Origin of the sequence: Actinokineospora guangxiensis (assembly GCF_042657845.1) — a bacterium.
GTDB lineage: Bacteria > Actinomycetota > Actinomycetes > Mycobacteriales > Pseudonocardiaceae > Actinokineospora > Actinokineospora guangxiensis.
In genome coordinates this window covers 528,032-551,202 of record NZ_JBHSKF010000002.1, presented here as the reverse complement: position 1 = coordinate 551,202, position 23,171 = coordinate 528,032, and the positions used below count along the sequence as shown (strand labels likewise).

23 protein-coding genes and 1 pseudogene are annotated in these 23,171 nt (G+C 75.5%); 10 read left to right on the top strand and 14 right to left on the bottom strand.

Annotated elements, in window-relative coordinates; all coding sequences use genetic code 11:
* The first annotated feature begins 30 nt into the window (after positions 1–30).
* Positions 31–636, top strand: coding sequence for a hypothetical protein (locus tag ACFPM7_RS06035; protein ID WP_378244687.1), 606 nt, complete (start codon positions 31–33; stop codon positions 634–636).
* Positions 637–664: 28 nt separating this feature from the next.
* On the opposite strand, the gene ACFPM7_RS06030 is transcribed toward ACFPM7_RS06035, so the two are convergent.
* The 8 genes and pseudogenes from ACFPM7_RS06030 to ACFPM7_RS05995 form a co-directional block, all read right to left on the bottom strand.
* Entirely contained in the window at positions 665–904 is a 240-nt protein-coding gene (locus tag ACFPM7_RS06030) for a hypothetical protein (RefSeq protein WP_378244685.1), read from the bottom strand.
* Positions 905–1,078: 174 nt separating this feature from the next.
* Positions 1,079–2,464, bottom strand: coding sequence for a glycosyl hydrolase family 18 protein (locus ACFPM7_RS06025; protein ID WP_378244683.1), 1,386 nt, complete (start codon positions 2,462–2,464; stop codon positions 1,079–1,081).
* A gap of 242 nt (positions 2,465–2,706) precedes the next feature.
* Positions 2,707–4,212 carry a polyprenol phosphomannose-dependent alpha 1,6 mannosyltransferase MptB gene (gene mptB / locus ACFPM7_RS06020; protein ID WP_378244681.1) on the bottom strand — a complete coding sequence of 502 codons (1,506 nt, stop codon included), beginning with the start codon at positions 4,210–4,212 and terminating at the stop codon, positions 2,707–2,709.
* 256 nt (positions 4,213–4,468) lie between these two features.
* Positions 4,469–5,329: a hypothetical protein gene (locus ACFPM7_RS06015; RefSeq protein WP_378244679.1), complete on the bottom strand. Its 861-nt coding sequence runs from the start codon at positions 5,327–5,329 to the stop codon at positions 4,469–4,471.
* The gene (locus ACFPM7_RS06010) at positions 5,329–6,618 is read right to left on the bottom strand and encodes a hypothetical protein (protein ID WP_378244677.1); all 1,290 of its coding nucleotides are present in this window, start codon (positions 6,616–6,618) and stop codon (positions 5,329–5,331) included. Before ACFPM7_RS06010 ends, ACFPM7_RS06015 begins: the two co-directional genes overlap by 1 nt.
* Positions 6,611–6,907: a DUF6403 family protein gene (locus ACFPM7_RS06005; protein ID WP_378245029.1), complete on the bottom strand. Its 297-nt coding sequence runs from the start codon at positions 6,905–6,907 to the stop codon at positions 6,611–6,613. Before ACFPM7_RS06005 ends, ACFPM7_RS06010 begins: the two co-directional genes overlap by 8 nt.
* Positions 6,908–6,912: 5 nt before the next feature.
* A complete protein-coding gene (locus tag ACFPM7_RS06000) occupies positions 6,913–7,245 on the bottom strand; it encodes a hypothetical protein (protein WP_378244675.1) in 333 nt (110 codons plus the stop codon).
* Between the two features lie 122 nt (positions 7,246–7,367).
* Positions 7,368–7,505: pseudogene (locus tag ACFPM7_RS05995) on the bottom strand (hypothetical protein); the annotation flags it as partial.
* Between the two features lie 292 nt (positions 7,506–7,797).
* On the opposite strand from ACFPM7_RS05995, the gene ACFPM7_RS05990 reads away from it, so the two are divergent.
* Together ACFPM7_RS05990 and ACFPM7_RS05985 are read left to right on the top strand one after the other, a co-directional pair.
* The gene (locus ACFPM7_RS05990) at positions 7,798–8,355 is read left to right on the top strand and encodes a DivIVA domain-containing protein (protein WP_378244673.1); all 558 of its coding nucleotides are present in this window, start codon (positions 7,798–7,800) and stop codon (positions 8,353–8,355) included.
* 21 nt (positions 8,356–8,376) lie between these two features.
* On the top strand, positions 8,377–9,798 hold the full coding sequence (locus ACFPM7_RS05985) for a tyrosine-protein kinase domain-containing protein (protein ID WP_378244671.1): 1,422 nt from the start codon (positions 8,377–8,379) through the stop codon (positions 9,796–9,798).
* Here the strand turns inward: ACFPM7_RS05985 and ACFPM7_RS05980 are convergent.
* Positions 9,727–11,112, bottom strand: coding sequence for a sugar transferase (locus tag ACFPM7_RS05980; protein ID WP_378244669.1), 1,386 nt, complete (start codon positions 11,110–11,112; stop codon positions 9,727–9,729). The two genes, ACFPM7_RS05985 and ACFPM7_RS05980, sit on opposite strands and share 72 nt — an antisense overlap.
* Before the next feature lie 46 nt (positions 11,113–11,158).
* Here ACFPM7_RS05980 and ACFPM7_RS05975 point away from each other — a divergent pair, with 46 nt between their 5' ends.
* Complete coding sequence (locus tag ACFPM7_RS05975; RefSeq protein ID WP_378244667.1) at positions 11,159–12,172, top strand: LCP family protein; 1,014 nt, start codon at positions 11,159–11,161, stop codon at positions 12,170–12,172.
* 10 nt (positions 12,173–12,182) lie between these two features.
* Here ACFPM7_RS05975 and ACFPM7_RS05970 read toward each other — a convergent pair whose 3' ends face one another.
* The 3 genes from ACFPM7_RS05970 to ACFPM7_RS05960 are packed head-to-tail and all read right to left on the bottom strand — an operon-like array spanning position 12,183 to position 14,865.
* Positions 12,183–12,704 (bottom strand): arsenate reductase/protein-tyrosine-phosphatase family protein, encoded by a 522-nt coding sequence (locus ACFPM7_RS05970; protein ID WP_378244665.1) that lies wholly within the window; start codon positions 12,702–12,704, stop codon positions 12,183–12,185.
* Positions 12,701–13,924, bottom strand: a complete 1,224-nt coding sequence (locus ACFPM7_RS05965) for a glycosyltransferase (protein ID WP_378244663.1) — start codon at positions 13,922–13,924, stop codon at positions 12,701–12,703. The genes ACFPM7_RS05970 and ACFPM7_RS05965 overlap by 4 nt, the downstream gene beginning before the upstream one ends.
* A complete protein-coding gene (locus tag ACFPM7_RS05960) occupies positions 13,921–14,865 on the bottom strand; it encodes a GDP-L-fucose synthase family protein (protein WP_378244661.1) in 945 nt (314 codons plus the stop codon). The genes ACFPM7_RS05965 and ACFPM7_RS05960 overlap by 4 nt, the downstream gene beginning before the upstream one ends.
* Before the next feature lie 137 nt (positions 14,866–15,002).
* Here ACFPM7_RS05960 and gmd point away from each other — a divergent pair, with 137 nt between their 5' ends.
* Genes gmd through ACFPM7_RS05940 form a run of 4 tightly spaced genes read left to right on the top strand, consistent with a single transcriptional unit; the run spans position 15,003 to position 18,632 of the window.
* Positions 15,003–16,031: a GDP-mannose 4,6-dehydratase gene (gmd, locus tag ACFPM7_RS05955; protein ID WP_378244659.1), complete on the top strand. Its 1,029-nt coding sequence runs from the start codon at positions 15,003–15,005 to the stop codon at positions 16,029–16,031.
* Positions 16,028–17,176: a glycosyltransferase gene (locus ACFPM7_RS05950; protein ID WP_378244657.1), complete on the top strand. Its 1,149-nt coding sequence runs from the start codon at positions 16,028–16,030 to the stop codon at positions 17,174–17,176. Before gmd ends, ACFPM7_RS05950 begins: the two co-directional genes overlap by 4 nt.
* Positions 17,177–17,184: 8 nt before the next feature.
* Positions 17,185–17,985, top strand: coding sequence for a glycosyltransferase (locus ACFPM7_RS05945; RefSeq protein ID WP_378244655.1), 801 nt, complete (start codon positions 17,185–17,187; stop codon positions 17,983–17,985).
* Positions 17,982–18,632 (top strand): acyltransferase, encoded by a 651-nt coding sequence (locus tag ACFPM7_RS05940; RefSeq protein ID WP_378244653.1) that lies wholly within the window; start codon positions 17,982–17,984, stop codon positions 18,630–18,632. The genes ACFPM7_RS05945 and ACFPM7_RS05940 overlap by 4 nt, the downstream gene beginning before the upstream one ends.
* Positions 18,633–19,588: 956 nt before the next feature.
* On the opposite strand, the gene ACFPM7_RS05935 is transcribed toward ACFPM7_RS05940, so the two are convergent.
* Positions 19,589–20,998, bottom strand: coding sequence for a lipopolysaccharide biosynthesis protein (locus ACFPM7_RS05935; RefSeq protein ID WP_378244651.1), 1,410 nt, complete (start codon positions 20,996–20,998; stop codon positions 19,589–19,591).
* 78 nt (positions 20,999–21,076) lie between these two features.
* On the opposite strand from ACFPM7_RS05935, the gene ACFPM7_RS05930 reads away from it, so the two are divergent.
* Entirely contained in the window at positions 21,077–21,820 is a 744-nt protein-coding gene (locus tag ACFPM7_RS05930; protein WP_378244649.1) for an FkbM family methyltransferase, read from the top strand.
* Between the two features lie 7 nt (positions 21,821–21,827).
* On the top strand, positions 21,828–22,643 hold the full coding sequence (locus tag ACFPM7_RS05925) for an FkbM family methyltransferase (protein WP_378244647.1): 816 nt from the start codon (positions 21,828–21,830) through the stop codon (positions 22,641–22,643).
* On the opposite strand, the gene ACFPM7_RS05920 is transcribed toward ACFPM7_RS05925, so the two are convergent.
* A complete protein-coding gene (locus ACFPM7_RS05920; RefSeq protein WP_378244645.1) occupies positions 22,586–23,140 on the bottom strand; it encodes a serine O-acetyltransferase in 555 nt (184 codons plus the stop codon). The genes ACFPM7_RS05925 and ACFPM7_RS05920 overlap by 58 nt on opposite strands.
* Positions 23,141–23,171: the final 31 nt, after the last annotated feature.

Below are 23,171 nucleotides of genomic sequence, written 5' to 3'. Positions count from 1 at the left end.
GCGCGGCGGGCAGGCGGAGGACGGGGCACGGTGACGGCGGACAGGGAACGGGCGCTCCTGGAGCGGTTGGCCGCGGCACAGGCGGACCCGCCGGAGAAGGAGCTGCTCGACACGCTGCGGGCCCAGCAGTCGCGGCGCCGCCTGGAGGCCGCGCGCCGCGGGACCGCGCGGTGGCAAGCCGAGAACCCGTTCCCGCGGGGATGGTCGCTGTTCAAGGCGAGCAGGCACGACCGGTGGATACGACGCTCCCAGGCAGCGGGCGACGCCGCAGCCGAGCAGGCCAAGGCGGACTACTCCCGCGAGCTGCAAGCAGCCCACGGCGAGACCGCCGAGGACCTGTTCACCAGGCTGGCCACCGCCGTCCACGCGGCGAACTCGCGCGCGGAACGCGAGATCGCGGCCGTGGTCAGGGGCCTGTACACCGAGCACGACTGGGCCGTGCGCAAGATCGTCGACGAGTTGGGGCTGCCCGAGGAGACCGTCCGCGAGCACGTCGGCCTACCGCCCAGGTACCCACCGCCGCGCCGAGGCGGGCCCCGGCGCTCTGCCGGCTCGTCCGGCGTGGACTACTCCGCGGGCTACGACGCCGGAGACGGCGGTGGCTGTGACAGCGGTGGTGGCGGTGGCGGCGACTGACCCGCGACGGCCATGACCACTCGTGGTGCTAGGTCCGCTGCGGTTCGGTCGGCTTCTTCCGGTACAGGAACGTCGCGGGCACCGCAGCGAGCAGGGCGACGGCGGCGGCGAAGAGCCACACGTCCCTGATCGACTCCGGGTGGCCCGCTCGGGCTCCGCTCAGCATGGCGGCCATGACCGCGACACCGAGGGAGCCGCCCACCTGGCGGGAGGTGGTGAGCAGGCCGGAGCCTGCCGCGAAGTGGGCGGGCGGGACCGAAGTGGACATCGCCAATTGTGCTCATCGACCGCCGCCCGCATGTGGCGTTGTAGGCCGCGGCGACGTTGTTCAGCGACGGGAACGGCACGAATGTCGGCAGTTCCGCGCTCCGCCCGAACGCCAGTGGCGCCCGCCATCCGGCGGGCGCCACTGGTTCAGCGCGAGCGAGTGCTGGGGTTCGGATCAGGCGGGCAGGCGCCACACCTGGTTGGCGGTGGCCGCGCAGTCCCAGATCTGCAGGCGGGTTCCGTCGGCGGAGCTGGGACCGGTGGCGTCCAGGCAGCGACCGGACGCGGGGTTGCGCAAGGAGCCGTTGGCTTGGGCCTGCCAGGACTGCGCGCCGGTGCCGTTGCAGTCCCACAGCTGGATCTTGACGCCGTTGGCCGTGCCCGCGCTGGTGACGTCCATGCACTTGCCCAGGGCTCGGATCGTGCTGTCGGAGCCCACCGTCCAGCGTTGGGCGTCGGTGCCGTTGCAGGTCCACAGCTGCACCGCGGTGCCGTTGGCCGTGGACGCGCTCGCCACGTCCACGCACTTGCCGCCGATGCCGGTGATGGGGCCGGTGCGGCCGGGCGGGGTGGGGTTCGTGCCGCCCGCCGCCTCGAAGATCGCGCTCAGCAGGGACGTGCTGCCGGTGGTGTCCTGCGACAGCTCCCAGTTCATGATGCCGCCCGCGTTCGCCACCGCCCACTGGGTCTTGCGCCGGATGGTCGGCAGACCGTTGTAGCACTGCTGGGCGCCGCCGACCGTGGTGCAGTCGCGGTTGGCGTTGGCCGGGTCCATCGCCACCAGCTGGGCGTAGGTGTAGTAGTTGGGCCTGCTGTAGAAAGGCACTCCCAGCACGGCTTTCGACGCGGGCAGACCGCGCGACTTCCAGTAGTTGACCGTGCCGATCGACCAGTCGTAGTTGGCGTGCGGGGTGCCGCCGTCGTAGGCCATGATGTTGAGCCAGTCCACGTAGCCGAACACGGCGGGCTGCACGCCGTTGGCGGTGCTGCCGCCGGAGACGACGGCCGCGGTCAGCAGCTTGCCGCGGCTGCGCATGGCGGTGCTCAGCTGGCCCATCAGGGCGGTGAAGTTGTCGCCGGAGGTGCCCGGGTCCGGGTACTCCCAGTCGATGTCGACGCCGTCGAGGTTGTATTGGTTGATGACGCTGACAACACTGTTGACGAACGTCGTGCGGCCACTCGCGTTGCTCGCCAGCGCCTCGAACGCCGAGTCGTTGCCGTCGTTCCAGCCGCCGATCGCCAGCGACACCCGCACGCCGTTGTTGTGCGCCTGGGTCACCAGCGAGCTGAGCTTGCCCGGGTCGGGCACCGCTTGCAGCGTGCCGTTGGAGTTGGGCAGGACGAACGAGTAGTTGATGTGGGTCAGCTTGCTGTACTGGATGGAGTTCACGCTGCCCGACCAGGACGGCATATAGCCGACGCTCTTGAACCCGGCCGGGTAGGCCGCGCTGGCCGCGGGCGCGGCCACGACGGTGATCGACAGTCCGGTCGCCACCGAGGCCAGGGCGAGCGCCGCGGCTGCCCACCGGGAGCGGGGCGCGCGTTCGCGCGAGGAGAGCATGGGAACGGGTCTCCCTTCCGAGAGATCGAGCCCACGGCGACGGCCCCGCTCGGGCACACGAGCGGGATGTCACGGGGCGCAGGGTGTGTCCGCGGGGACGGGCGCGGACGCGATCAGGTCTGCGCCCGACAGTACGGCACCCCTTTTGCCGAGTCACGACTTAGTTTCGTTCAATAATGGCCAAAGTAGCGAGCATGTCGACGGTGGAGATTCTCGACCGCCGGAGAACCCGGGCGCGCGTCTCAGGCTCGGACGGGCGCCAGCCGTCGGGTCCTCAGCAGCAGCGGCAGGCAGGCGGCCACGGCGAGCAGGCCCAGCAGGTAGCCGGTGACCAGCGGAGCCACCGCGCCGGAGAAGTCGCCCGCCAGTGGTGGGACCAGGAGGGCGACGAGCGCGCACACCCCGGCGGTCCAGGCGCGGAGGCGGGGGGTGGTCGCGCAGGCGGCGACGGGCAGCGCGGCCCACAGCAGGTACCAGGGCTGCACGACCGGGCCGAAGGCGACCAGGGCCGCCATGATCGCGGCCAGAGCGGGCACGGGGCCCAGGCCGCCGCGGAGTTGGCGGAGCAGGACGCAGCCGATCGCGGCCAGCGCCACGGCGTAGCCGATGGCCTTGGTGACCGCGAGCGCGGTCTGGGTGATGTCGGCGCCGAATGCGGAGCCGACGCCGCCCGCCAGGAAGCCTGGCCAGCTGGTCGGCGCCATCCAGCTGGTCACCTCGCCGGAGGTGCCCAGCGCGCCGATCCAGGCGAGCCCGAGACCGGTGGGCAGGCAGACCGCGACCGACACGGCGGCGAACACCGCGCCCATGCCCGCGCCCGCCGCCAGGAATCGCGCCCATCCGCCGCCCAGCGAGCGGGCCAAGGCGGTGCCGACGACGGCCAAGGCGAGCAGGGCGGGCAGTTTGACCTCCGCGCCGAGGCAGACCAGCAGCACGCCCGCCGTGAACGGAACCCAGGCGACGCGCTCAGGCGGCACGGCCGGTGACGGGACGGTCGAGGACAGAGCGGTCGATGTCCGGGCGGCCGGGGGCAGGGCGGTCAACGACAGGGCTGTGCCCGCGAGCATCAGGCCGAGCATGAGGGAGTCGTTGTGGGCGCCCGCGACGAGGTGCCACAGGACCAGCGGGTTGAGCGCGCCCAGCCACAGCGCCGTGCGCGCGGACGCGCCCGCCACCTCGGCCAGCCGCGCCAGCGCCCACACGGCCAGGGCCAGGCCGACCAGCGCGAGCAGGCGGTGCAGCAGCACCCCGGCGACCATGTCCCCGCCCGTCACCTCGGTCACCAGGCGCTGGAGCGTGCTGGTCAGCGGGCCGTAGGGCGACGGCGTCGCCTGCCAGTGCTCTCCGACGCGGTTGACCGGGGCGGCCAGCTCGCCCATGGCCAGCAGCGGGTCGACGGTGTTCGGGTTCAGTCCCCGGGCGGCCACCTCGCCCTGGGCGAGGTAGCTGTAGACATCCCGGCTGAACAGCGCGGGCGCCAGCAGCAGCGGCGCCGCCCACAGTGCCAGGGTGCGCCGCAGCCAGCGCTCGTCCGGCAGACCCTCGCCAGTGACCGGGCCGCGGCCCAGCAACGCCCACGACAGCAGCACCAGGAGCATCCCGCCCACACAGACGGCCAGCGCCACCGTTCCCGCCTCCGACGGCCAGTCCGACCCCAGCCAGACCCACGAGCCCAGCGTGAGCGCCACCGAGCCGGTGAAACCGGCCCAGCGCAGCCGCTCGACACCTCCGGGCCCCGTCGCAGCCACCTGATCCCCCCATCGGTCGGCACCGGCGGATCACCCGCCGGTGCCACCGTGCCAACGCGGAGCGGCCGACCGAATCCCCTCACGGTCGCGTGCCGGGTAGTCCCACCGGACTACCCGGCACACCGCGCGTCAGGGTCGCCCACCGGCCCGGGCGCCCGACCCGAGGCTCTGACCTGGGCTCATCCTGGTCGCCACCCTGACGTGATCCCCCGAGGTCGCTGGGTCATGCCGCCGGGTCGGCCCTCCGCGCTCGGCCTCAGCGTTCACCGATCAGCGATTCCGACCTCTTCGACAGGGCGCGGACCCTGGCCACCAGCTCCGGGTCCGGCGGGCTGTCCGCGGCGGCGATGTCGGTGGCGAGTGCCGCGTAGTCGGCGGCGAGGCTTCGGAAGGCGCGCTTGCCCGCCCGCGTGCGGGTGAGGGCGGTGCCCTCGATCGCGATGATCCGCTGCGCCAGGACCGCGGTCTCGGCGCTGAGCGCGGTGCGCGCGTCGGTGGCGTGGTCGCGCTCCTCGCGGTGGCGGGCGGCGGCCCGGCCCGCGCGCAGGGCCGCGAGGTAGCCGAGGGCGGCGGCGGTCAGGGTCGCGGCGACGGCGGCCCCGGCGATGACGTAGCGCGGAAGCGGCGGGCTGATCGTGCGCGGCCCGTCGGGCACCGTGCCCGCCTTGACCAGCAGGTCGTAGTTGACCGCGATCACCTTGAGCGCGGTGAGCGGCTCGGCGGCGAACTGGTCGATCCCCGAGCTGATGCGGCTCTCGGCGACGAACTGCTTGCCGAAGTTCTCGTCGGAGTTCAGCAGCAGGGCGCAGCCGTAGGAGTCGAACCCGTCGTCCTCGGGGCTCAGCAGCAGCACAAGCGCGTCGCTCGCCGCCGAGTCCATGTCGTCGCACCCCTCGCCGAGGTCCGCGCCCGCTTCGGCGAAGACGACGACGAGCTTGCGGTTGCCCACGATGCGCTCGGCGGCGGGCTTGTCGAGCGGGTAGCCCTCGGCCACCGCGATCGAGCCGGTGCGCGCCTGCCGGGCCAGGTCGGTGTCCAGGACGCCGCCGGTCCAGAGCGCCCAGCCGACCAGGGCCAGGCAGCAGACCGCGGCCGCGATGAACGGGGAGCGGGTCATCAGATGCCTCCCGCGAGGTACACGCCGGGCCGGTAGTCGGCTCTGCCGAGGTCGCGCGCCGCGATGTCCAGCTCGTGCTCGGCGTCGGCGAGCAGGCGGCGCAGGTGGCGCTCGGACAGGTCGCTGTCCAGGGCGACGCGGGCGTTGTTCAGCTTGCCGATGGCGCGCACCAGCGCCGGGTGCCGCGACAGCGCCGACATCTCGATGGCCAGGGTGGTCAGCCCGGCGATGCGCGCGACCTGTCCGGTGGGCGTCGCGCCGGGCCGGGGCCGCGCGCGGACGGAGAGCACCAGCGCGGCCAGCACACAGGCGGCGAACAGCCAGGGCAGCGCGGGCAGCGTCACCCGCAGCGGGTCGAACGGCTGGTACGGCAGCGGTCGATCGAACAGCCCGGCGTAGCGCACGTCCTGCACCCGGCCGAGGTAGGCGTTCAGGACGTTGCTCTGCGGGTAGGCGCTGCGGGCGATCAGGCTGCCGAACTGGCCGTAGAAGCTGCCGGAGGCCACGTCGACGAACTCCTCGGCGTTCGGCCCGTGGTACTCCACCCACTCGCCGTACATGACGACAACCGGCTGGTCGGGGAACATCCGGGCCAGCGCCGGACCGTATTCGGCGACGGGTTCGCCGAAGGGCTGCCGAGGGAGCGCGACGACCAGCGGCGCGTCGCCGTCGGGCTTGGCCGCCGTCGCTCCGTCGGCGGCGTGGAAGCCGTCGGCGCGCAGGTCGGCGGCGACGGTGTCCAGCTCGGCGGTGGTGGGGGCGCGGAACCGGAGCAGGTCCAGGTCGCCGGGGTCGGGCTGCTCGCGGATGCGCGCGATGAGGGCGAGCAGCTGGCTGGTGACGTCGCCGGTGGCGAATTGGGACCGCCAGCCCGCGAGGTCGCTGCTGGCGGCCTGCAGGCCGCCGCCGGAGGTCTCGGTCCCCACCACCCGCAGGTCGGCGGCGTCGACCTCGCGGATGAGGTCGCGCTGCTCGTCGCTGAGTCCGGGCGGCGTGACCAGGATGCGCAGGTCGGCATCGCCGATGGCCGCGCGCACCCGGGGCTCGTCCCACCTGGCGACCGACCCGGGCAGCCGCACGACGGGCTCGCGGCCCAGCATCGCCGACAGTTCCCCCGCGCTGGGCAGCGCCACCGGCTCGCCGGTGGCCTTCCCGACCCCGCCGCGCGACGGCGAGGTCCCGTAGCTGACGTCGACGTTCCCACGGGTCTGCGCGGCGATGAACACCACCAGCAGGATCGCGGCCGCGCCGAACAGCGCCCACCGGATGATGTCGGTCCGCTTACTCACCGGCCGCCTCCCGCCACAGCCGGTCGGCCCGCCGCGCGCAGGACTCGGCCTCGTCCGCCGCCCCCGGCCCACCCCCGGCCGCGGCGACCAGCTCGGCGCGGTGCAGCAGCTCCTCCGCCGCGGGGACGTCGACCGGGCAGGCGTCGCGGCTGACCCCGGCGGAGTCGATCGCCGCCCTCGCCGACGACCACGCCTCGCGCACCCGCAGCCCGGCGGTCCGCCGCCGGGGCGCGTAGGCCGTCCAGAACCCCGCGGCCACCAGCACCAGCGCGCCGACCGTCCACACCATCCAAGTCAAGCGTCCTCCATCGCGACGATGACCCGATTGTGCCTGGTCACCGACTCGGGGTCGCGCTCGACCCACCCGGCGCCGGGCTGGCCCAGCAACTCCGGTGAGCCCCACCCGCGTGCGGGGTGGGGCTCACCGGAGCGCCTATCCGACCGCCGGGGATGCCGGGGAGCAGCCCGCCGGGCGGGTCGTGGAGTGCCGCGGCCCTGAGTGCGGCTGCGCAGGGCGGTCGCGTAGCCGAACAGTTCGGCCAGGGGGACCGTGGCCGTGCCGGCATGGACCGCCGAGTCCGACACGCGGCCGCGGCGGGAGGCGAGGTCGCCGAGGACCGCGCCCACCGCGCCCACCGCGTCGGCCGGGACGGTCGCGGTGACCTCGACGACCGGTTCCAGCAGGCGCGGCGCGCACGCCCGCAGCCGAGCCTGCCCGCCGTGCGGAACGCCATCTCCGAGGAGTCCTTCACGTGGGTCGAGCCGTCGGTCAGGGTGACCCGCAGGCCCGTCACCGGGTGCCCGCCGAGCGGCCCGTCGGCGAGCGCGTCGCGGCAGCCCACCTCGACCGCGCGGGCGTACTCGCGCGGCACCCGGCCGCCGACCACGGTGGAGCGGAACTCGAAGCCCGCGTCCGCGGCCTCCACGTCGACCACCGCGATTCCGCGACGACCGCCATGCCCCGGCGCACGCGGGCGGGAGGGGTTCAGGCGTTCGTCACCGCGTCCGGAAGCAGCCGCGCGGCCGCGTCCGGAAGCCCGGAGACACCAGGGATAGGGCAAGCGCGCCGCGCCGCAAGTGGTTCCGCGCGGAGGTGGCTGTCACGCGATCGGGCGATGAGTGCGTGTCGGGGCCGGGTTCCGATGGCAGGGGAAGTCGGTGGCGGCAGAGGATGTGGCCATGGCGGACACAGAGCCGGGTCCCGTGGACGGCACGACCTTCGACGTCGTGTTCCGCGGTTTCGACAGGGCGCAGGTCACGACGTTCATCACCGCGCTGGTCGAGCGCGCGGAGCGGGACCAGGAGGCGCTGCGGGCCGCCGAGGAGCGGGCGGCGGGTTCGGCGGAGGAGGGGGCGGGGCACGGTGGGGTGGTGACCAAGCTCGGCAAGGCCGTCGAGGCCATCGTGCTGGTCGCCGAGAAGGAGGCCGCGGCGCTGCTGGCGACGGCGGAGGCCGAGGCGAGGGAGCAGCGGGAGCGGGCGGCCGCCGACGCGGCGGCCATCGTGGCGAAGGCGCACGACGAGGCGGCGGACGTGCGGCGTGCGCACGACGAGGTCCTGCGGACGCTCACCCGGGTCCGCGGTCTGCTCGGCCACGGCGCGGTGGAAGCGCCTGGACCGGAGCCGGAAGCCGAGGACGAGGAGTCGGAGCGGCCCGGTTCGCGGGAGCGGACCCGGGCGAGCGGCGTGCCGATGGCCAGGCAGCGCACGCCCGCCCCGGTCGAGGCCGCGAGCTGAGCCGGCGCGGGAGTGGACCTCGTGGAGTACCTGCGCGCCCTGCGCGCCCGGTGGAGGTGGGTGCTCGGCGGTGTGGCGCTGGGGCTCGCGGTGGCCGTGGCGCTGATCCTGCTGGTGAAGCCGCAGTACCAGGCGCGGACGCAGCTGTTCGTGACCACGCCCGCCGCCGAGGGCACAGAACTGTTGTCCGCCAGCAGTTTCAGCCAGCAGCGGGTGAAGTCCTACGCGCAGCTGGCCACCACCCCGAAGGTGCTGGACCCGGTGGTGCGGGAACTGGGGCTGCCGGTCGACGCGACTGAGCTGGCCGAGCGCGTCAGCGTGGCCGCGCCGCTGGACACGGTGCTGGTGGACATCACCGTCCTCGACACCGAGCCCGCGCGGGCCGCGGCCATCGCCGACGCGCTCGGGCGGTCGTTCGTCGCCGTGGTCGACCAGTTGGAGCGCACCGGGGACGCGCCGTCGCCGGTGCGGATCAGCACGGTCCGCGACGCCGCGGTGCCGACCGAGCCGGTCCGGCCGGTCCCGGTGCTCTACCTGGGCGTCGGGCTGCTGCTGGGGTTGCTGCTGGGCGGCGCGACCGCCGCGGCGCGGCACCGGCTGGACACGGTGGTGCGCACCGAGGCGCAGGTGGCCGCCCTGGTGCCCGCGCCGCTGCTCGGCGAGATCCCGTTCGACAAGGTCGCCGCCGCCGAGCCCGTTCTCGTCCGCAGGCACCAGGGCGCGCGGGCCGAGGCGGTGCGCTCGCTGCGCACGAACCTGCAGTTCGTGGGCGCGGTGTCGGAGGTCGACTCGGTGGTGATCACCTCGTCGGTGCCCGGCGAGGGCAAAAGCACCACGGCGGTGAACCTGGCGCTGGCCTGCGCCGACACCGGCCAGTCGGTGTGCGTGGTCGACGCCGACCTGCGCCGCTCCCGCATCGCCCACTACCTGGGGCTGGTGGACATCGTCGGCCTGACGACGGTGCTGCTCGGGCGCATCGGCCTCGACGACGCCCTGCAGCGCTGGGGCGGGGGCAACCTGCACGTGCTGACCGCGGGCGAGGCCCCGCCGAACCCGAGCGAGCTGCTGGCCACCGAGGCGATGGCCGACGTGCTCGCCGCGCTGCGCGAGCGGTTCGACCTGGTCATCATCGACACCCCGCCGCTGGTCCCGGTGACCGACGGCGCCCTGCTCGCCGCCAAGACGGCGGGCGCGCTGGTGGTCGTCGGGGCGGGCCGGGTGCGCGCCGAGGACCTGCGGCGCTGCCTCCGTGCGCTGGACAACAGCGGCGCCCGCGCGCTCGGCGCGGTGTTCAACCTGGTCCCGCACCGCGGCCGGACGGCGAGCACGCTCTACTACGCCACCGACAGCCGCCCAGCCCGCCCGTTGGCGTCAGTAGGCTCCAGTCCCGCCGACGACGGCGCGCGCGGTCTTCCAGAGGATCACCAGGTCCGTGGTGAATGACCAGTTGTCCACGTAGTGCAGGTCCAGGGCGATCCCCTCGGGCCAGGACAGGTTCGAGCGCCCGCTGATCTGCCACAGCCCGGTCAGCCCCGGCGGGACGAGCAGCCTGCGCCGCGTGTCCTTGGCGTAGCGCAGGACCTCCTCCGGCAGCGGTGGCCGCGGTCCGACGAGGCTCATCCGGCCGAAGAGGACGTTGACCAGCTGCGGCAGCTCGTCGAGGGAGTAGCGGCGCAGGACGCGGCCCACCCTGGTCAGCCGCGGGTCGGCGCGGATCTTGAACAGCGGGCCGTCGGACTCGTTGGCGCCCATCAGCGCCTGGCGCGCGCGTTCGGCGTCGACCACCATCGTGCGGAACTTGACCATGGTGAACGGTTTGCCGTGCTTGCCGACGCGGGTCTGCCGAAACAGCACCGGCCCCCGGTCGTCCAGCGCCACGGCCGCGGCGACGAGCAGCATGAGCGGCGCGGCGACGACGATCCCCGCGAGCGCGGCGGCGGTGTCGAAGAGCCGCTTGGCGATGCGGGCGGCGCCGCTGAACACCGGCTCCTCGATGGACAGCAGCGGCAGCCCGGCGATCGGGCGGACCCGCACCCGGGGCCCGGCCACCGCGGTCAGCCCGGGGGCGACGACCAGCTGCAGGCCGCTGCCCTCCAGCAGCCAGCCGAGCCTGCGCAGGGCCCCCTCCCCCAGCCCCTCCCCGGCGGCCACGGCGATCACGTGGGCGTCGACGCGCCGCGCGGTGCGCATGACGGCGCGGGCCTGTTCGGCCGGGTCGCCGCCGGGTTCGACCGCGGCGGTGTCGACCACAAGGAACCCGGCGTCGCGGCGCCTGCGCAGTTCGGCGGCCAGCCGTGCGGCGGCCTCGGCCGACCCGGTCACCAGCACCCGGTGCGACCAGTCCGCCGATCGCCTGCGCCGGGCGTGCACGTACTGGCGCCACAGCCAGCGCGACAGCACGAGCGCGCCCAGCCCCACCGGCAGCGCGCCCAGCAGCACCGCGCGCATCGGCTCGACGGTGCCCGCCAGCACCGCCAGGGCGGCGCCCATCCCGGTGAGCGCGGCCGTGGTCGTGACGATGCGCCGGTACTCCTCGTCGCCGACGCCCAGCAGGCGCGCGTCGCGGGCGCCGCCGACGCCCAGCGCCACCCACCACAACGCGCCCAGGCCGATCGCGGCCGCCAGGGACACCGGCCCGGCCACGGTCGACGCGCCCAGCACGGCGACGGCATCGGTGAGCGCGACGCCCGCTCGGTAGCGCAGCCACCACACGTGTTTCCTCCCGCAGCGCAGCACAGTGGACCGTCCGACCTTCACTCCATCGTGGACACCCGGTCGTGCGCGCCGCCGTTATCGTGGAGGCGTGCTCGACGAGGTCTCACCGGGTAGGTCCGCGCGCCGTCGGGCGGTGGGCGCGCTGGGGCGGCTGCTGCTGGCCACCGCGGCCGCGGCCGTGCTGGCCGCCGCGGCGTTCGGCTGGGCGCTGACGCGCCTGGTCGCCGAGAACGTCACCGTCCTGCCCGCCGCCGTCCCCGCCGACGCGCCCCAGCGGCCGCAGGCGGCAGGCGGCGCGCGCCCCCCGGTCTCGGTGCTGGTCATCGGGTCCGACCGGCGCGAGGGCGCCGACGTCGGCGGCGGGGTCACCGGGCAGCGCGCCGACGCGCTGATGCTCGTGCGGCTCGCGGGCGACCGCGGCCACGCCGACGTGCTGGCGCTGCCCAGGGACTCGTGGGTGGACATCCCGGGGCACGGGCGGGGCAAGCTCAACGCCTCCCTGGCCCACGGCGGTGTCCCGCTGGTGGTGCGCACGGTGGAGGATCTCGTCGGCGTCCGCGTCGACCACGTGCTGGTGGCCGACTTCGGCGCGGTGCGCGCGATCACCGGCGACCTCGGCGGAGTGCCGGTGACCAACCCGGCGGCCAGCACCGACCCGCTCACCGGCACCTCGTTCGCCGCGGGCCCGCTGCTGCTCGACGGCGACCGGGCGATGACCTGGGTCCGCCAGCGCTACGGACTGCCGCACGGCGACCTCGACCGGATCGTGCGCCAGCAGCAGCTGCTGGCGGGCATCGCCAAGCGGCTCGGCGGCACCGGGGCGCTGGAGCTGCCCGGCACGCTGCGCGCCGTGGTGAGCACGGCCAGCCGCCACGTCTCCGTCGACGCCGGGCTGACCGTCCCCAGGATGACGGAGCTGGCCGCCGCGCTGGCGGCCGTGCCGCGCGATCAGGTCCGCTTCTTCACCGCCCCGGTGCGCGGCACCGGCACCTCGTCCGACGGGCAGGCCTACCTCGTCCTCGACCACGACCTGCTGGCGGCGGCGGGCAGGGCGATCGCCACCGACCAGGCCGTGCCCCTGCCCTCCAACGAGGTCCCGTAGCCCGCCCGGTCTACCGCTGGGCACGCACGGACCCCAGGGCCGCGACCACCTCGTCCACGGCGGCCGCGACCGCCGCCACCGCGGCGGCGACGGCCGCGGGACCGCCGAGCGGGTCGGCGATGTCCTCGGCCGGGCGGGCGGCGGTGCGGCCCGCGATCACCCGGCGCACCAGCTCCGCCAGGTCGCCACCGTGCTCGCGGGCGGCCCGGCGGACCTCGCCCAGGGTGGCCGTGCGGTGCAGCGCGGTCGGGTCCACCCGCAGCGCCTCGCGCAGCTCCGCCCGGCTCATGGTGATCACCGCGGCGGCGCGCCGCATGCCGTGAGCGGTCACCGGCGAGGAGGCGAAGCCGGGCAGCTCGGCGCCTCGGCCCGCCAGCTCGGCCGAGGACAGCGGGTGCATCGGGAGCCCCGCCTCGGCCCGCACCCCGGCGCTGGCGACCGACCACTCGGGAAAGGCCCGGCCGAAGATCCCCTGCGCCACCGGGGACCGGCACACGTTGGCCGTGCAGACGAACAGCACCGACGCGCTCACCGGGCGTCCGCCAGCCGCTCGACCCAGGCTGTGTACTGGGCCAAGGCGCTCTCGGCCTGCCTGCGCGAGTCGCCGTAGGAGCGGCCGCAGCGGCCGAGCGCGTCGCCGAGGGCGGGGTCCGCGCCCAGGGCGCGCACCGCGGCCAGCACAGCCCGGGGCTCCCCCGGCGGCACCCGGGTGCCCGCGCCGGAGGCGGCCAGCTCGGCGGCGGCGGCGCTGTCGGCCTCGGTGGCGGCGACGATGGGCCGGGCCGCCATGAAGTAGGAGGTGAACTTGCTCGGCACGCACATCTCCCGCACCCCGGGCAGCTCGTTGACCAGCAGCACGTCCGCGGCGGCCAGGACGTCGGGGAAGTCGGTGTCCGGCACCGGGTCCAGGACCGACACCGCGGGCACCCGCTCCGCGGCGGCGCGGATCGCGGCGCGCTGGGCGCCGTCGCCCATGAGCACGAACCGCTCCCGCTGCCCCGCCAGCCGCCCGGCGGCCACCAGGTTGGTCAGGTCCTGCTTGACGCCCATGTTGCCCGCGTGCAGGGCGACGACCTCGTCGGGCCGCCAGCCCAGCCGGGCCCGCACCGCCGCACGCCGCCGCTCGGCGGGCGCGGCGATGTGCACCCAGTTCTCGATCACGCTGATCCGCTCGGACGCGACGCCGAGAGAGGCGATCGTGCCGGTGAAGCGCCCGTGCGCGACCACGACGCCGTCGGCGGCGCGCAGCTGCGCGGACTCCAGCGCGCGCACCGCCGCCGCGCCACGCGCGCCCATGCCCGCGACCTCGGTGGCGGCGGCGGAGTACACGTCCTGGACGACCGCGCCGAAAGCCGCCCCGGACCGGCGGGCCAGGGCGCGCGCGGCCACCAGCGACAGCAGCGACGGGCTCACCCCGACCACCACGTCGGGCCTGCCGGGCACACCGCGCAGCCACGCGTGCGCGGCGAAGCTGGCCTCGTGGGCGATCCGCCCGAGCCCGGTCGAGGAGCGGGGCACGTGGTGGCGCAGCCGGGTCACCTCGACGGGGCCGTCGGCTTCGCGCCTGATCAGGCCGGCGCGGTACCCCTCGGGCAGCCGCCAGGCCGGGTAGTAGGGGAAGCCCGCCACCACGCGCACGCGGTGGCCCGCCGCGGCGAGCGCGCGGGCGACGCCGGTGGTGTACGGGCCGATGCCGGTGTGCTCCGGGGCGTAGTTCAGCCCGACGAGCAGCACCTCCACCGGGCGCCTCACCGGGCGACCGCGAGGTCGGCGGCGACGGCGTCGCGGTACCAGGCGCAGGTGGCCGCGATCCCCTCGCGCAGCGCGATGGCGGGCCGCCAGCCGAGCGCGGTGATCCGGGAGACGTCGAGGACCTTGCGCGGCGTGCCGTCGGGCTTGGCGTCGTCGAAGCGCACCCGCCCCCGGAAGCCGCTGGCGTCGGCGATGAGGCGGGCCAGCCCGGCGATGGAGATGTCGCGCCCGGTGCCGACGTTGATCGGGTCGGGGTCGTCGTAGGACTCCAGGAGGGTGACGAGCGCCGCGGCGGCGTCGTCGGAGTGCAGGAACTCCCGGCGCGGCGCGCCGGTCCCCCACACCACGACCTCGCCATGGCCCTCGCGCACGGCCTCGTGGAAGCGGCGGACCAGCGCGGGCAGCACGTGCGAGCGCGTCGGGTGGAAGTTGTCGCCGGGGCCGTAGAGGTTGGTCGGCATGGCCGAGATCCACGCCAAGCCGTGCTGAGCGCGCACCGCCCTGACCTGCTCGACACCGGCGATCTTGGCGACGGCGTAGGCGCTGTTGGTCGGTTCGAGGGGGCCCGTCATCAGCTCCTCCTCGCGGATGGGCAGTCGGGCCTGGCGGGGGTAGATGCACGACGAGCCCAGGAACAGCAGCCGCGGCACCCGCAGCGCGCGGGCGGCATCCATGATGGACAGTTGGATGCGCAGGTTGTCGCTGAGGAAGTCCACCGGCGCGGCGGCGTTGGCGCCGATGCCGCCGACCCGGGCGGCGGCGACGACCACCACCTCCGGGCGGTGCCGGTCCAGGAAGGCGGCCGTGGCCGCGGCGTCGCGCAGGTCCAACTCGGCCGACGTCGCCGTGACCAGCTCGACGCGCCCGCGCAGCGCGCGGCACAGCGCGGACCCGACCAGTCCCCTGTGCCCGGCAACGTAAACCCGCGTGTTCCGGGACAACCCGCCAAACCCCTGACCGCTCATGTGCATTCCTTCGAGTGATGTTCCTCGGCTGGTGGAGCGAGAGCGCCGCGCGCCTGTTCACGATGGGCCGTCAGCGAATCCCTCGCCACGAACGCATCGAGGTGGTGACGCGCGTGAAGCGTGCCTTGATCACCGGTATCACCGGCCAGGATGGCAGCTATTTGGCGGAACTGCTGCTCGACAAGGGTTATGAGGTGCACGGTCTGGTCCGGCGGGCGAGCACGTTCACCACAGCTCGTATCAACCACCTCTACGAGGACCCCCGGGAATCCCTTACCCGGCTGACGCTCCACTACGGAGACATCACCGATGGTGCACGGTTGACCGAACTCCTGGTGAAGGTCGCACCCGATGAGGTGTACCACCTCGCCGCGCAGAGCCATGTCCGGGTGAGCTTCGACCAGGCGGCCCACACCGGCGAGGTCTCCGGCATCGCGACGACCCGGCTCCTGGACGCCATCCGGGTGATCGGGCTCCCGTGCCGCTTCTACCAAGCGTCCACTTCGGAGATGTTCGGCGGGACGCCGCCGCCCCAGCACGAGGGGTCGCCGTTGCGGCCGAGGTCCCCCTACGCAGTGGCCAAGACCTACGCCTACTGGATGACGCGCAACTACCGCGAGGGATACGGGATGTTCGCCGTCAACGGCATCCTGTTCAACCACGAGAGCCCGCGGCGCGGCGAGACCTTCGTGACCCGCAAGATCAGCCGGGCCGCCGCGCGGATCAGCCTCGGCGACCGCGTCCCGCTGTACCTCGGCAACCTGGACGCGGTGCGCGACTGGGGATACGCCCCGGAATACGTCGAGGCGATGTGGCGGATGCTGCAGGCCCCGGAGCCCGACGACTTCGTCATCGCCACCGGGTCGGCGCTGAGCGTGCGCGAGTTCCTCGGCCACGCCTTCGGGCACGTCGGCCTCGACTGGCGTGACCACGTGCGCCACGACGCGCGCCACGACCGCCCCACCGAGGTCGACTCGCTGATCGGCGACCCCGGCAAGGCCGCGCGCGTGCTCGGGTGGCGCGCCACGGTGGGCGGCGCCGAGCTGGCCCGCCTGATGGTCGACGCCGACCTGGCCGCCGCCAGGACGGCCCCCGCGCCGCGCACCAGCGCCGAGGCCTCGACCCGGGCGGTGTCCTGGTGAGCCTGCGGGTGCTGCACACCGTGGCCAGCGTCGGCGACTCCTACGGCGGCGTGGCCACCGCGCTGGCCGCGCTCGGGGCCGTCGAGCAGCACCTCGGCCACGACCCGTCGCTGGTCACCATCGACCGGCCCGAGCAGGGCACGACCCTGCTGTCCACGATGACCTACTTCGACGTCGCCTTGATCCGCCCCGGGCTGGTCGCCGGGCGCCTGCACGGCGGCCTGCGGCTCACCGACGCGCTGCGCAGGCTGGTGCCGCAGCACGACCTGATCGTGCTGCACGGCGTCTTCGACCTGACCTCGGTGGTCGGCGGGCGCACCGCCCGCCGGTTCGGGGTGCCGTACCTGCTGTGGCCGCACGGCAGCCTCGACCCCTACGACCTGGCCAAGCACCGCTGGGCCAAGTCCCGGCTGTCCTCGGTGTGGCGCGAGCACCTGTCGGCGGCGGGGTCGGTGGTGTGCACCACCCAGCGGGAGGCCGCGCGGCTGCACACCTTCGGCGCGACCCCGAGGACGGCGGTGCTGCCGCTGCCGGTGGCCGCGCCCACCCACCGACCCGACCGCGCGGCGGTGCGCGCGGAGCTGGGCCTGGGCCCCGGTGAGCGGCTGGTGGTGTTCTGCGGGCGCATCGACGGCAAGAAGGGCCTGCCGCTGCTGCTGGACGCCTTCGCCGACGCGGCGGGCCCCGGCGACCGGCTCGTCGTCGCGGGCAGCGGCGACCCGGCGCTGACCAGGGCGCTGCGCGCCCGGGCGGACGGGCGGGTGTCCTTCCCCGGCTGGGTGGACGCCGCCGGGCGGGCTCGCCTGCTGGCCGCGGCCGACGTGTTCGCCCTCGTCAGCGACAACGAGAACTTCAGCGTCGCCACCGCCGAGGCCCTGCACGCCGGGGTGCCCGCCCTGCTCAGCGACCAGGTGTACCTCGCCGACGAACTGCTCCGCCACGGCGCCGCCGTGGTGTGCGGGCGCGACCGCGAGCAGGCGGCGGAGTCCCTGCGCGCGCTGCTCGCCGACGGGCCGGGTCGGCGCGCGATCGGCGCGGCGGGGGCCCGCTGGGCGGCGGCCGCGCTCGACGTGGCCGCGGTCGGCGCGCGCTACGCGGACCTGGTGCGCACGGTGATGCGCGGGTGCCCGGTTTCGGTCTACTGAGGAGAAGGATGCGGATCAGTGTGGTGGTGCCGTGCCGCAACGCGGTGCGGCACGTCGGCGCGGCGATGGCGGGGGCGCTGGAGCAGCTCGGGCCCGAGGACGAGGTCGTCGTGCAGGACGCCTGCTCCACCGACGGCACCGACCGGGTGCTGGCCGCGATCGGCGACCCGCGCCTGCGCGTGCGCAGCGAGCCCGACTCCGGGCAGTCCGAGGCGCTCAACCGCGCCGTGGAGCGCGCCACGGGCGATTTCGTCGGGTGGCTCAACGCCGACGACCTGCTGCTGCCCGGCGCGCTCGACGCGGTGCGGGCCGCCGCGGGCGGCGGGACCGGTGACGGGGTGGACGTCGTCGTGGGCGGGTGGCGGCTGCTGGACGCGGCGGGCGCGACGCTGCGGGAGGAGCCCGCGCGCCCGCTCGACCACGGCAAACTGCTGTTGCACGGCTGCTACGCCTTCTCCGGCGCGGTCTTCATCCGCCGCTCGGTGCTGCGCGGGCTCGGCGGGCTCGCCGAGGACCTGCACTACACGATGGACTACGACCTGATGCTGCGCCTGGCCAGGACCCGACCGCGCCAGGCACTGGCGCACGCCCCGCTCGCGGCGCTGCGCTACCACGCCGACAGCAAGTCCGGCGGCGCGGGCAGGCGGTTCTTCACCGAGGCGATCACCGTGCGGCGGGCGCAGTGCGCGACCGCGCCGGAGGTGGCGCGCGGGGTGGCGGGAACGGTGATCCACGGGGTCGGGGTGGCGACGGCCCGGCTGCGCTTCGGCGGGGCGTACACGCGGCTGCGCAAGGCGGTGGCCGGGTGATCGCGCTGCTGCGCACCGCGCTGTGGCTGCTGCCGCCGAGCGGGCTCAAGAACCGCCTGCTGCGGTGGTGCGGGCACGACGTCGCCCGCACCGCGCGAGCGGGCATCTGCCTGGTGGACGGCCGGAGCGCCGTCCGGATCGGCGAGGGCGCCGTGGTCGGGCACGGCAACGCCTTCCGCGGCCTGCGGCGGCTGGAGGTCGGGGCGGGCGCGATCGTCGGGCAGCTGAACTGGTGGACCGTCGCGCCGGGGCTGCGTCTGGACGACGAGCACGGCGCGGTGGTCCTCGGCGAGCACGCGGTGGTCACCAACCGCCACTACATCGACTGCTCCGGGGGGTTGGCGCTGGCCGACTTCGCCACCCTGGGCGGGGTCCGCTGCACGGTGCTCACGCACTCGGTCGACCTCACCACCGGGCGGCAGACCCTTTCCCCCGTGGTGCTGGAGCACCAGGCGTTCATCAGCACCAACTGCGTGGTCATGGCCGGGACCCGGCTCGCCGAGCGGGCGGTGCTCGCCGCAGGCAGCGTCACCGCCCTCGGCGGCCGCTACGAGCGGCACACCCTGTACGGCGGTGTCCCGGCGAAGCCGATCCGGCCCATCGACGGGGCCTACTTCCACCGCACCGAGGCGCGGATCGGTCAGTGATCGCCCGCACCGGTCTCGCCGCGGCGGTCGGCGTCGGCTGCTGGCTGTTCGCGGGCGTGGGCGGGCGCGTGTCGCTGGCCGAGCTGGCGGCGGTGGTGCTCGCGCCCGCGGCGCTGCTGGTGCTCACCCGCTCCCGCTCCGGCGCCGCCGTGCTCGCCGCGGGGTTCGCCTGGCTGCTCGGCGTGCTCGTCGGGCAGCTCGGCCACCCGGCGCCCGCCGCCGTCCTGGTCAAGGACGTCGCCGCGGCGGCGGTGCTGGTGCTCCTGGCCGGGCTCGCGGTCGGCGTGCTGCGCACCGGGGCGGCGACCCGGGGCAGGCTCATCGCCGGGTTCGCCGTCGGGCAGGTGGTGGGGATGGTGCTCACCCCGGCCGACTACACGTCGGTGGACCCGTGGAAGTTCGGTCTCGGCCAGGCGCTGACGCTGCTGGTGCTGGCCGCGCTGGGCGGGGTCGCCCGCCGGGGGTCCACGGTGGCGGTCCCGCTGCTCATGGTCGGGGTCGCGGCCGTGCACCTGGTCGTGGGCGCCCGCAGCCTGGCTCTGTTCGCGCTGGTCATCGCGCTGGTGGCGGTCGCGGGCGGGCTGCGGTCGGCCACCGATCGCCGGCGCGGGCTGGTCGGGGTCGCGCTGCTGGTGGCCATGGCGGCGGTGCTGCTCGGGCGGCTGTGGGGCGACTTGGCCGAGTCCGGGGCGCTCGGCGGCGTGCAGCAGGTCAAGTACGCGTTCCAGGACGGCGACTTCGGAGTCGGCCTCGGCGGGCGCAAGGACGTGGTGTTCCTGGTCTCGGCGATCGCGGCGAGCCCGCTGACCGGGTGGGGGCCCTCGGCGCGGGTGCCGGGCGAGGTCAAGTCCGCGGCAGCGGACTGGCTGCGCGAGCACGGCTACCCGATCCACCCCTACGACCTGGTCACCTTCATCCTGCCCGACCAGCTCTACCTGCACTCGGCGCTGCTGGGGTCATGGGCGACGGCGGGCCTGCTCGCCGTGCCGTTCTGGCTGCTGGCCTTGGCGCTGCTCGCCCGCGGGCTGGCCAGGGCCGTGCGCGGGCGCGCCCTGGCCGAGGCGTACCTGCTGCTGGTGGCCGTCTGGCACGTGCTGTTCTCCCCGTTGGGCGACTCCACCCGAGGACACATCGCCATCGCCCTCGCGCTGGCCCTGTGCCCGCTCGCCCTGCGCCCGCCCGCCGTGCGCGGCGCGCGCGAGAACAGCGGTGACCAGCAGCGCGGCGATCCCGTAGCCGATGGCGCCCGCGACGGCGGCGGCGTCGGGGACGAGCGCGGCCGCGGCGGCGACGGCCCCCAGACCGGCGAGCACGCCCGCGGGCAGCAGCGCGCTGACCAGTCGCTCCCGGCCCGCGGCCAGTAGCCGCACCACGATGAGCTGGGCGATGGCGACGACGGCGGTGACCCCGATGTGCCAGCGCACGGCGGGCACCGCCTCCGCCAGCCCGGCGCCTGCCAGCAGCGGCACCAGCACCCCGGCGGCGAGCCACAGCCCGGCGAGGGCGGCGAGGGTCGTCGCGCCGACCGCCCGCAGCAGCCGGGGGGCGCGCGGGTTGCCCGCGGCGACAGCGGGCAGCAGCGCCGTCCCGGCCGCGGTCACCAGCACCACCAGCGGCCCGAGCAATCGCGCGCCCACCGCGTACAGCCCCGCCTGGTGCTCGCCTGCCACCGTCACGACGATCACGACATCCAGGGGGACCAGCGTGCCCGCCACGCCCGCACCCACGAACCGGCGCCCGTACCCGGCCGCCGACCGCCACCGGGCCCGGCCCGCTCCGCGCGCCGCCGCCGCGACCGGGCCCGCCGCCGTGGCGGCCACCACCGCGGCCCCGACCACCAGGCCGAGGCACAGCGCCACCTCCGGACGCGCGCCGAGCGCCGACGCGGCCACCGCGACCGGGGCGGCGACGCAGCGCTCGGTGACGATCGCCGCCGCCGCGCGGAGGTCCTGCCCGCGGCCGAGCCACCCCGACTGGGCGACCAGCCCGACCGAGCGCAGCGCCGCGTACGCCGCGACCAGCGCGGGGAGCGGACCGTCCCACACCAGGGCGAGCACGGCCGCGGCGGCGAGGAGCGCGGCGGGTTTGAGCACCGCCACCGCGACGAGGTCGGCGGGAGCCACGCGGGCGCCGCCGGAGTCGCGCAGCACCCTGGTCGAGGCGCCCGCGTCGACCAGGACGGCGGCGGCGACCGCGATGCCGTACCAGGCCGCCGCGGCGCCCATGGCCGCCGGGTCGTCGCGGCCCAGCGCGACCAGCACCGCCGCGGTCACCGCCTGGGCGGCCAGTTGACCACCACCCAGTGCGACCACCGCCCGCGCGAGGTGCCCCGATGGTGTGCTTCTGGCCTGCCCCGGGAGCCCCATGGCCGCCAGTATGTCCACACTGGTCGCGGGCCCGCGCCGCGCGGCGGCGACATTCGCCGAGACGGAGGATCGATCCTGGTGGCCACCCAGTTGCTGGACCGCGTACCGCCGACCCTGCGCACGCTGGCCAAGCGCACCGCCCTGCGCTTCGGCTTCGACGTCACCCGACACCCTTTCAGCACCCGCTTGGCACGGCTGTGCGCCGACCGCGGCATCACCGCCGTGCTGGACGTGGGGGCCAACAGCGGCCAGTACGCGCAGATGCTGCGCCAGGCGGGTTTCCGCGGCCGCATCGTCTCCTGCGAGCCGGTCGCCGACGCCCACCACCGGCTCGCCCGCGCCGCGGCCGCGGACCCGGACTGGGAGGCCGAGCGCGTCGCGCTGGGCGCGGCGGCGGGCGAGGTGGAGATCCACGTGGCCGGGAACTCGTATTCCTCATCGGTGCTGCCGATGCTGGACAGCCACCTGCGCGCCGCCCCCGAGTCGGCCTACGTGCGCACCGAGACGGCTCCGATGTCCACAGTGGACGCCCTGATGGCCTGTCGAGGGCTGCGGCCTGCGGAGACCCTGCTGAAGATCGACGTTCAGGGCTTCGAGGGGGCCGTCCTCGCGGGCGCGCGCGACGCCCTGCCGGTGCTGGCCGCGGCGCAGGTCGAGCTGTCGCTGGTGCCACTGTACGAGGGGCAGCAGCTGATCGGCGACATCGTGGAGCGCATGGCCGAGGCCGGGATGTGCCTGTGGGGCCTGGAGCCGGGCTTCTGCGACGCCGCCGACGGCCGGATGCTGCAGTGCGACGGCCTCTTCGTCCGCTCCGACTCGTGAGAATCGCGTGAGCACCCTGCCCAGGCCGAGGCTGCGGCGCGCGGAACCACCCACCTCCCGGGTGAACGGGTGGCGCATCGACGGGGTGGCCGCCCTCGGCCGCCTGCACGCCGCCGCGACGCGCGGCGCGCTGCGGATGCCGGTGCTCGCCGTGCTCGACCGGCTCCTGCCCAGCGGCAGGCTGCCCGACGTGACCGCGTCCGTCGCCGGGGGCGCGGGGATGCGGCTGCGCGGGGCGGTGGCGCGCGCGGCGCTGATCGCGGGCGGCTACGAGCACCGCGAGGTCGAGCTGTGCGCGGCGGCGCTGCGGCCCGGCGGGGTGTTCCTCGACGTGGGCGCGAACCACGGCTGGTTCAGCCTGGTGGTGGGGCACGCGCGGCCCGACGCGGCGGTGTGGGCTGTCGAGGCGGTGCCCGCCACCGCCGAGGTGCTGGCCGCCAACCTCTCCGGCACGCCGAACGCGCGGGTGGTGCGCTCGGCGGTGGGCTCGTGCCGGGACAGCGTCCTGCTGTCGGTGCCCGAGGACGACGCGTTCGCCCGCCTCGGCACCGACGGCACCCCCTGCCCGCAGGTTCCGCTGGACGAGCTGTGGGCGGACTTCGGCGCACCGAGGGTCGACGCGGTGAAGATCGATGTCGAAGGGTCCGAAGTAGACGTCCTGCGCGGCGCGCGCGGGCTCCTGGAGCGCGACCGCCCGCTGCTGGTGGTGGAGGCCCCGACGGCGGCGGACGCCCGCGCGGTGCGCGCCGAGGTGGCCGCCCTGGGCTACCGGCTGCGCGCGGTGCCGGGGGTGCTGCCGTACAACGCCGTGCTGGTCGCGTGAGGGCGCAGCACCCGCGCCGGGTTGCCGACGGCGGTCGCGCCCGCGGGGACGTCGGTCAGCACGACGGCCCCCGCCCCGATCCGCGCCCCGGACCCGACGCGCACGCCGCCGAGCAGCGTCGCGTTCGCGCCGACGAAGACGCCGTCGCCGAGCACCGGGTAGGCGGGCCCCCGGCCGCCGAGCCGCTCCCCCAGCGTGACCCGCTGGCACAGGAACGCGTCCGCGCCCACCACCGCGCCCGCGCCGACGACCAGCCCGCTGGGGTGCTCCAGCCGCAATCCCGGCCCCACGCGGGCCCCGGGGACGAAGTCCGCGCCGGTCAGCAGGTGGCAGAGCGAGCGCAGCAGGTGCGCGAGCGGCAGCGGCGCGCGCTGCTGAAGCCGAAGCAGGGCCACGGCCAGCACGCCCGGCCGGGTGAGCAGCAGCCACACCGCCCGCACCGGGCCCACACGGTCGCGGCCGGTCGCCGCCCGCAGGTCCGCCTGCCACACGCGCATCCCCCCTCGACCCGAGTTCCCGGAGCGTAGA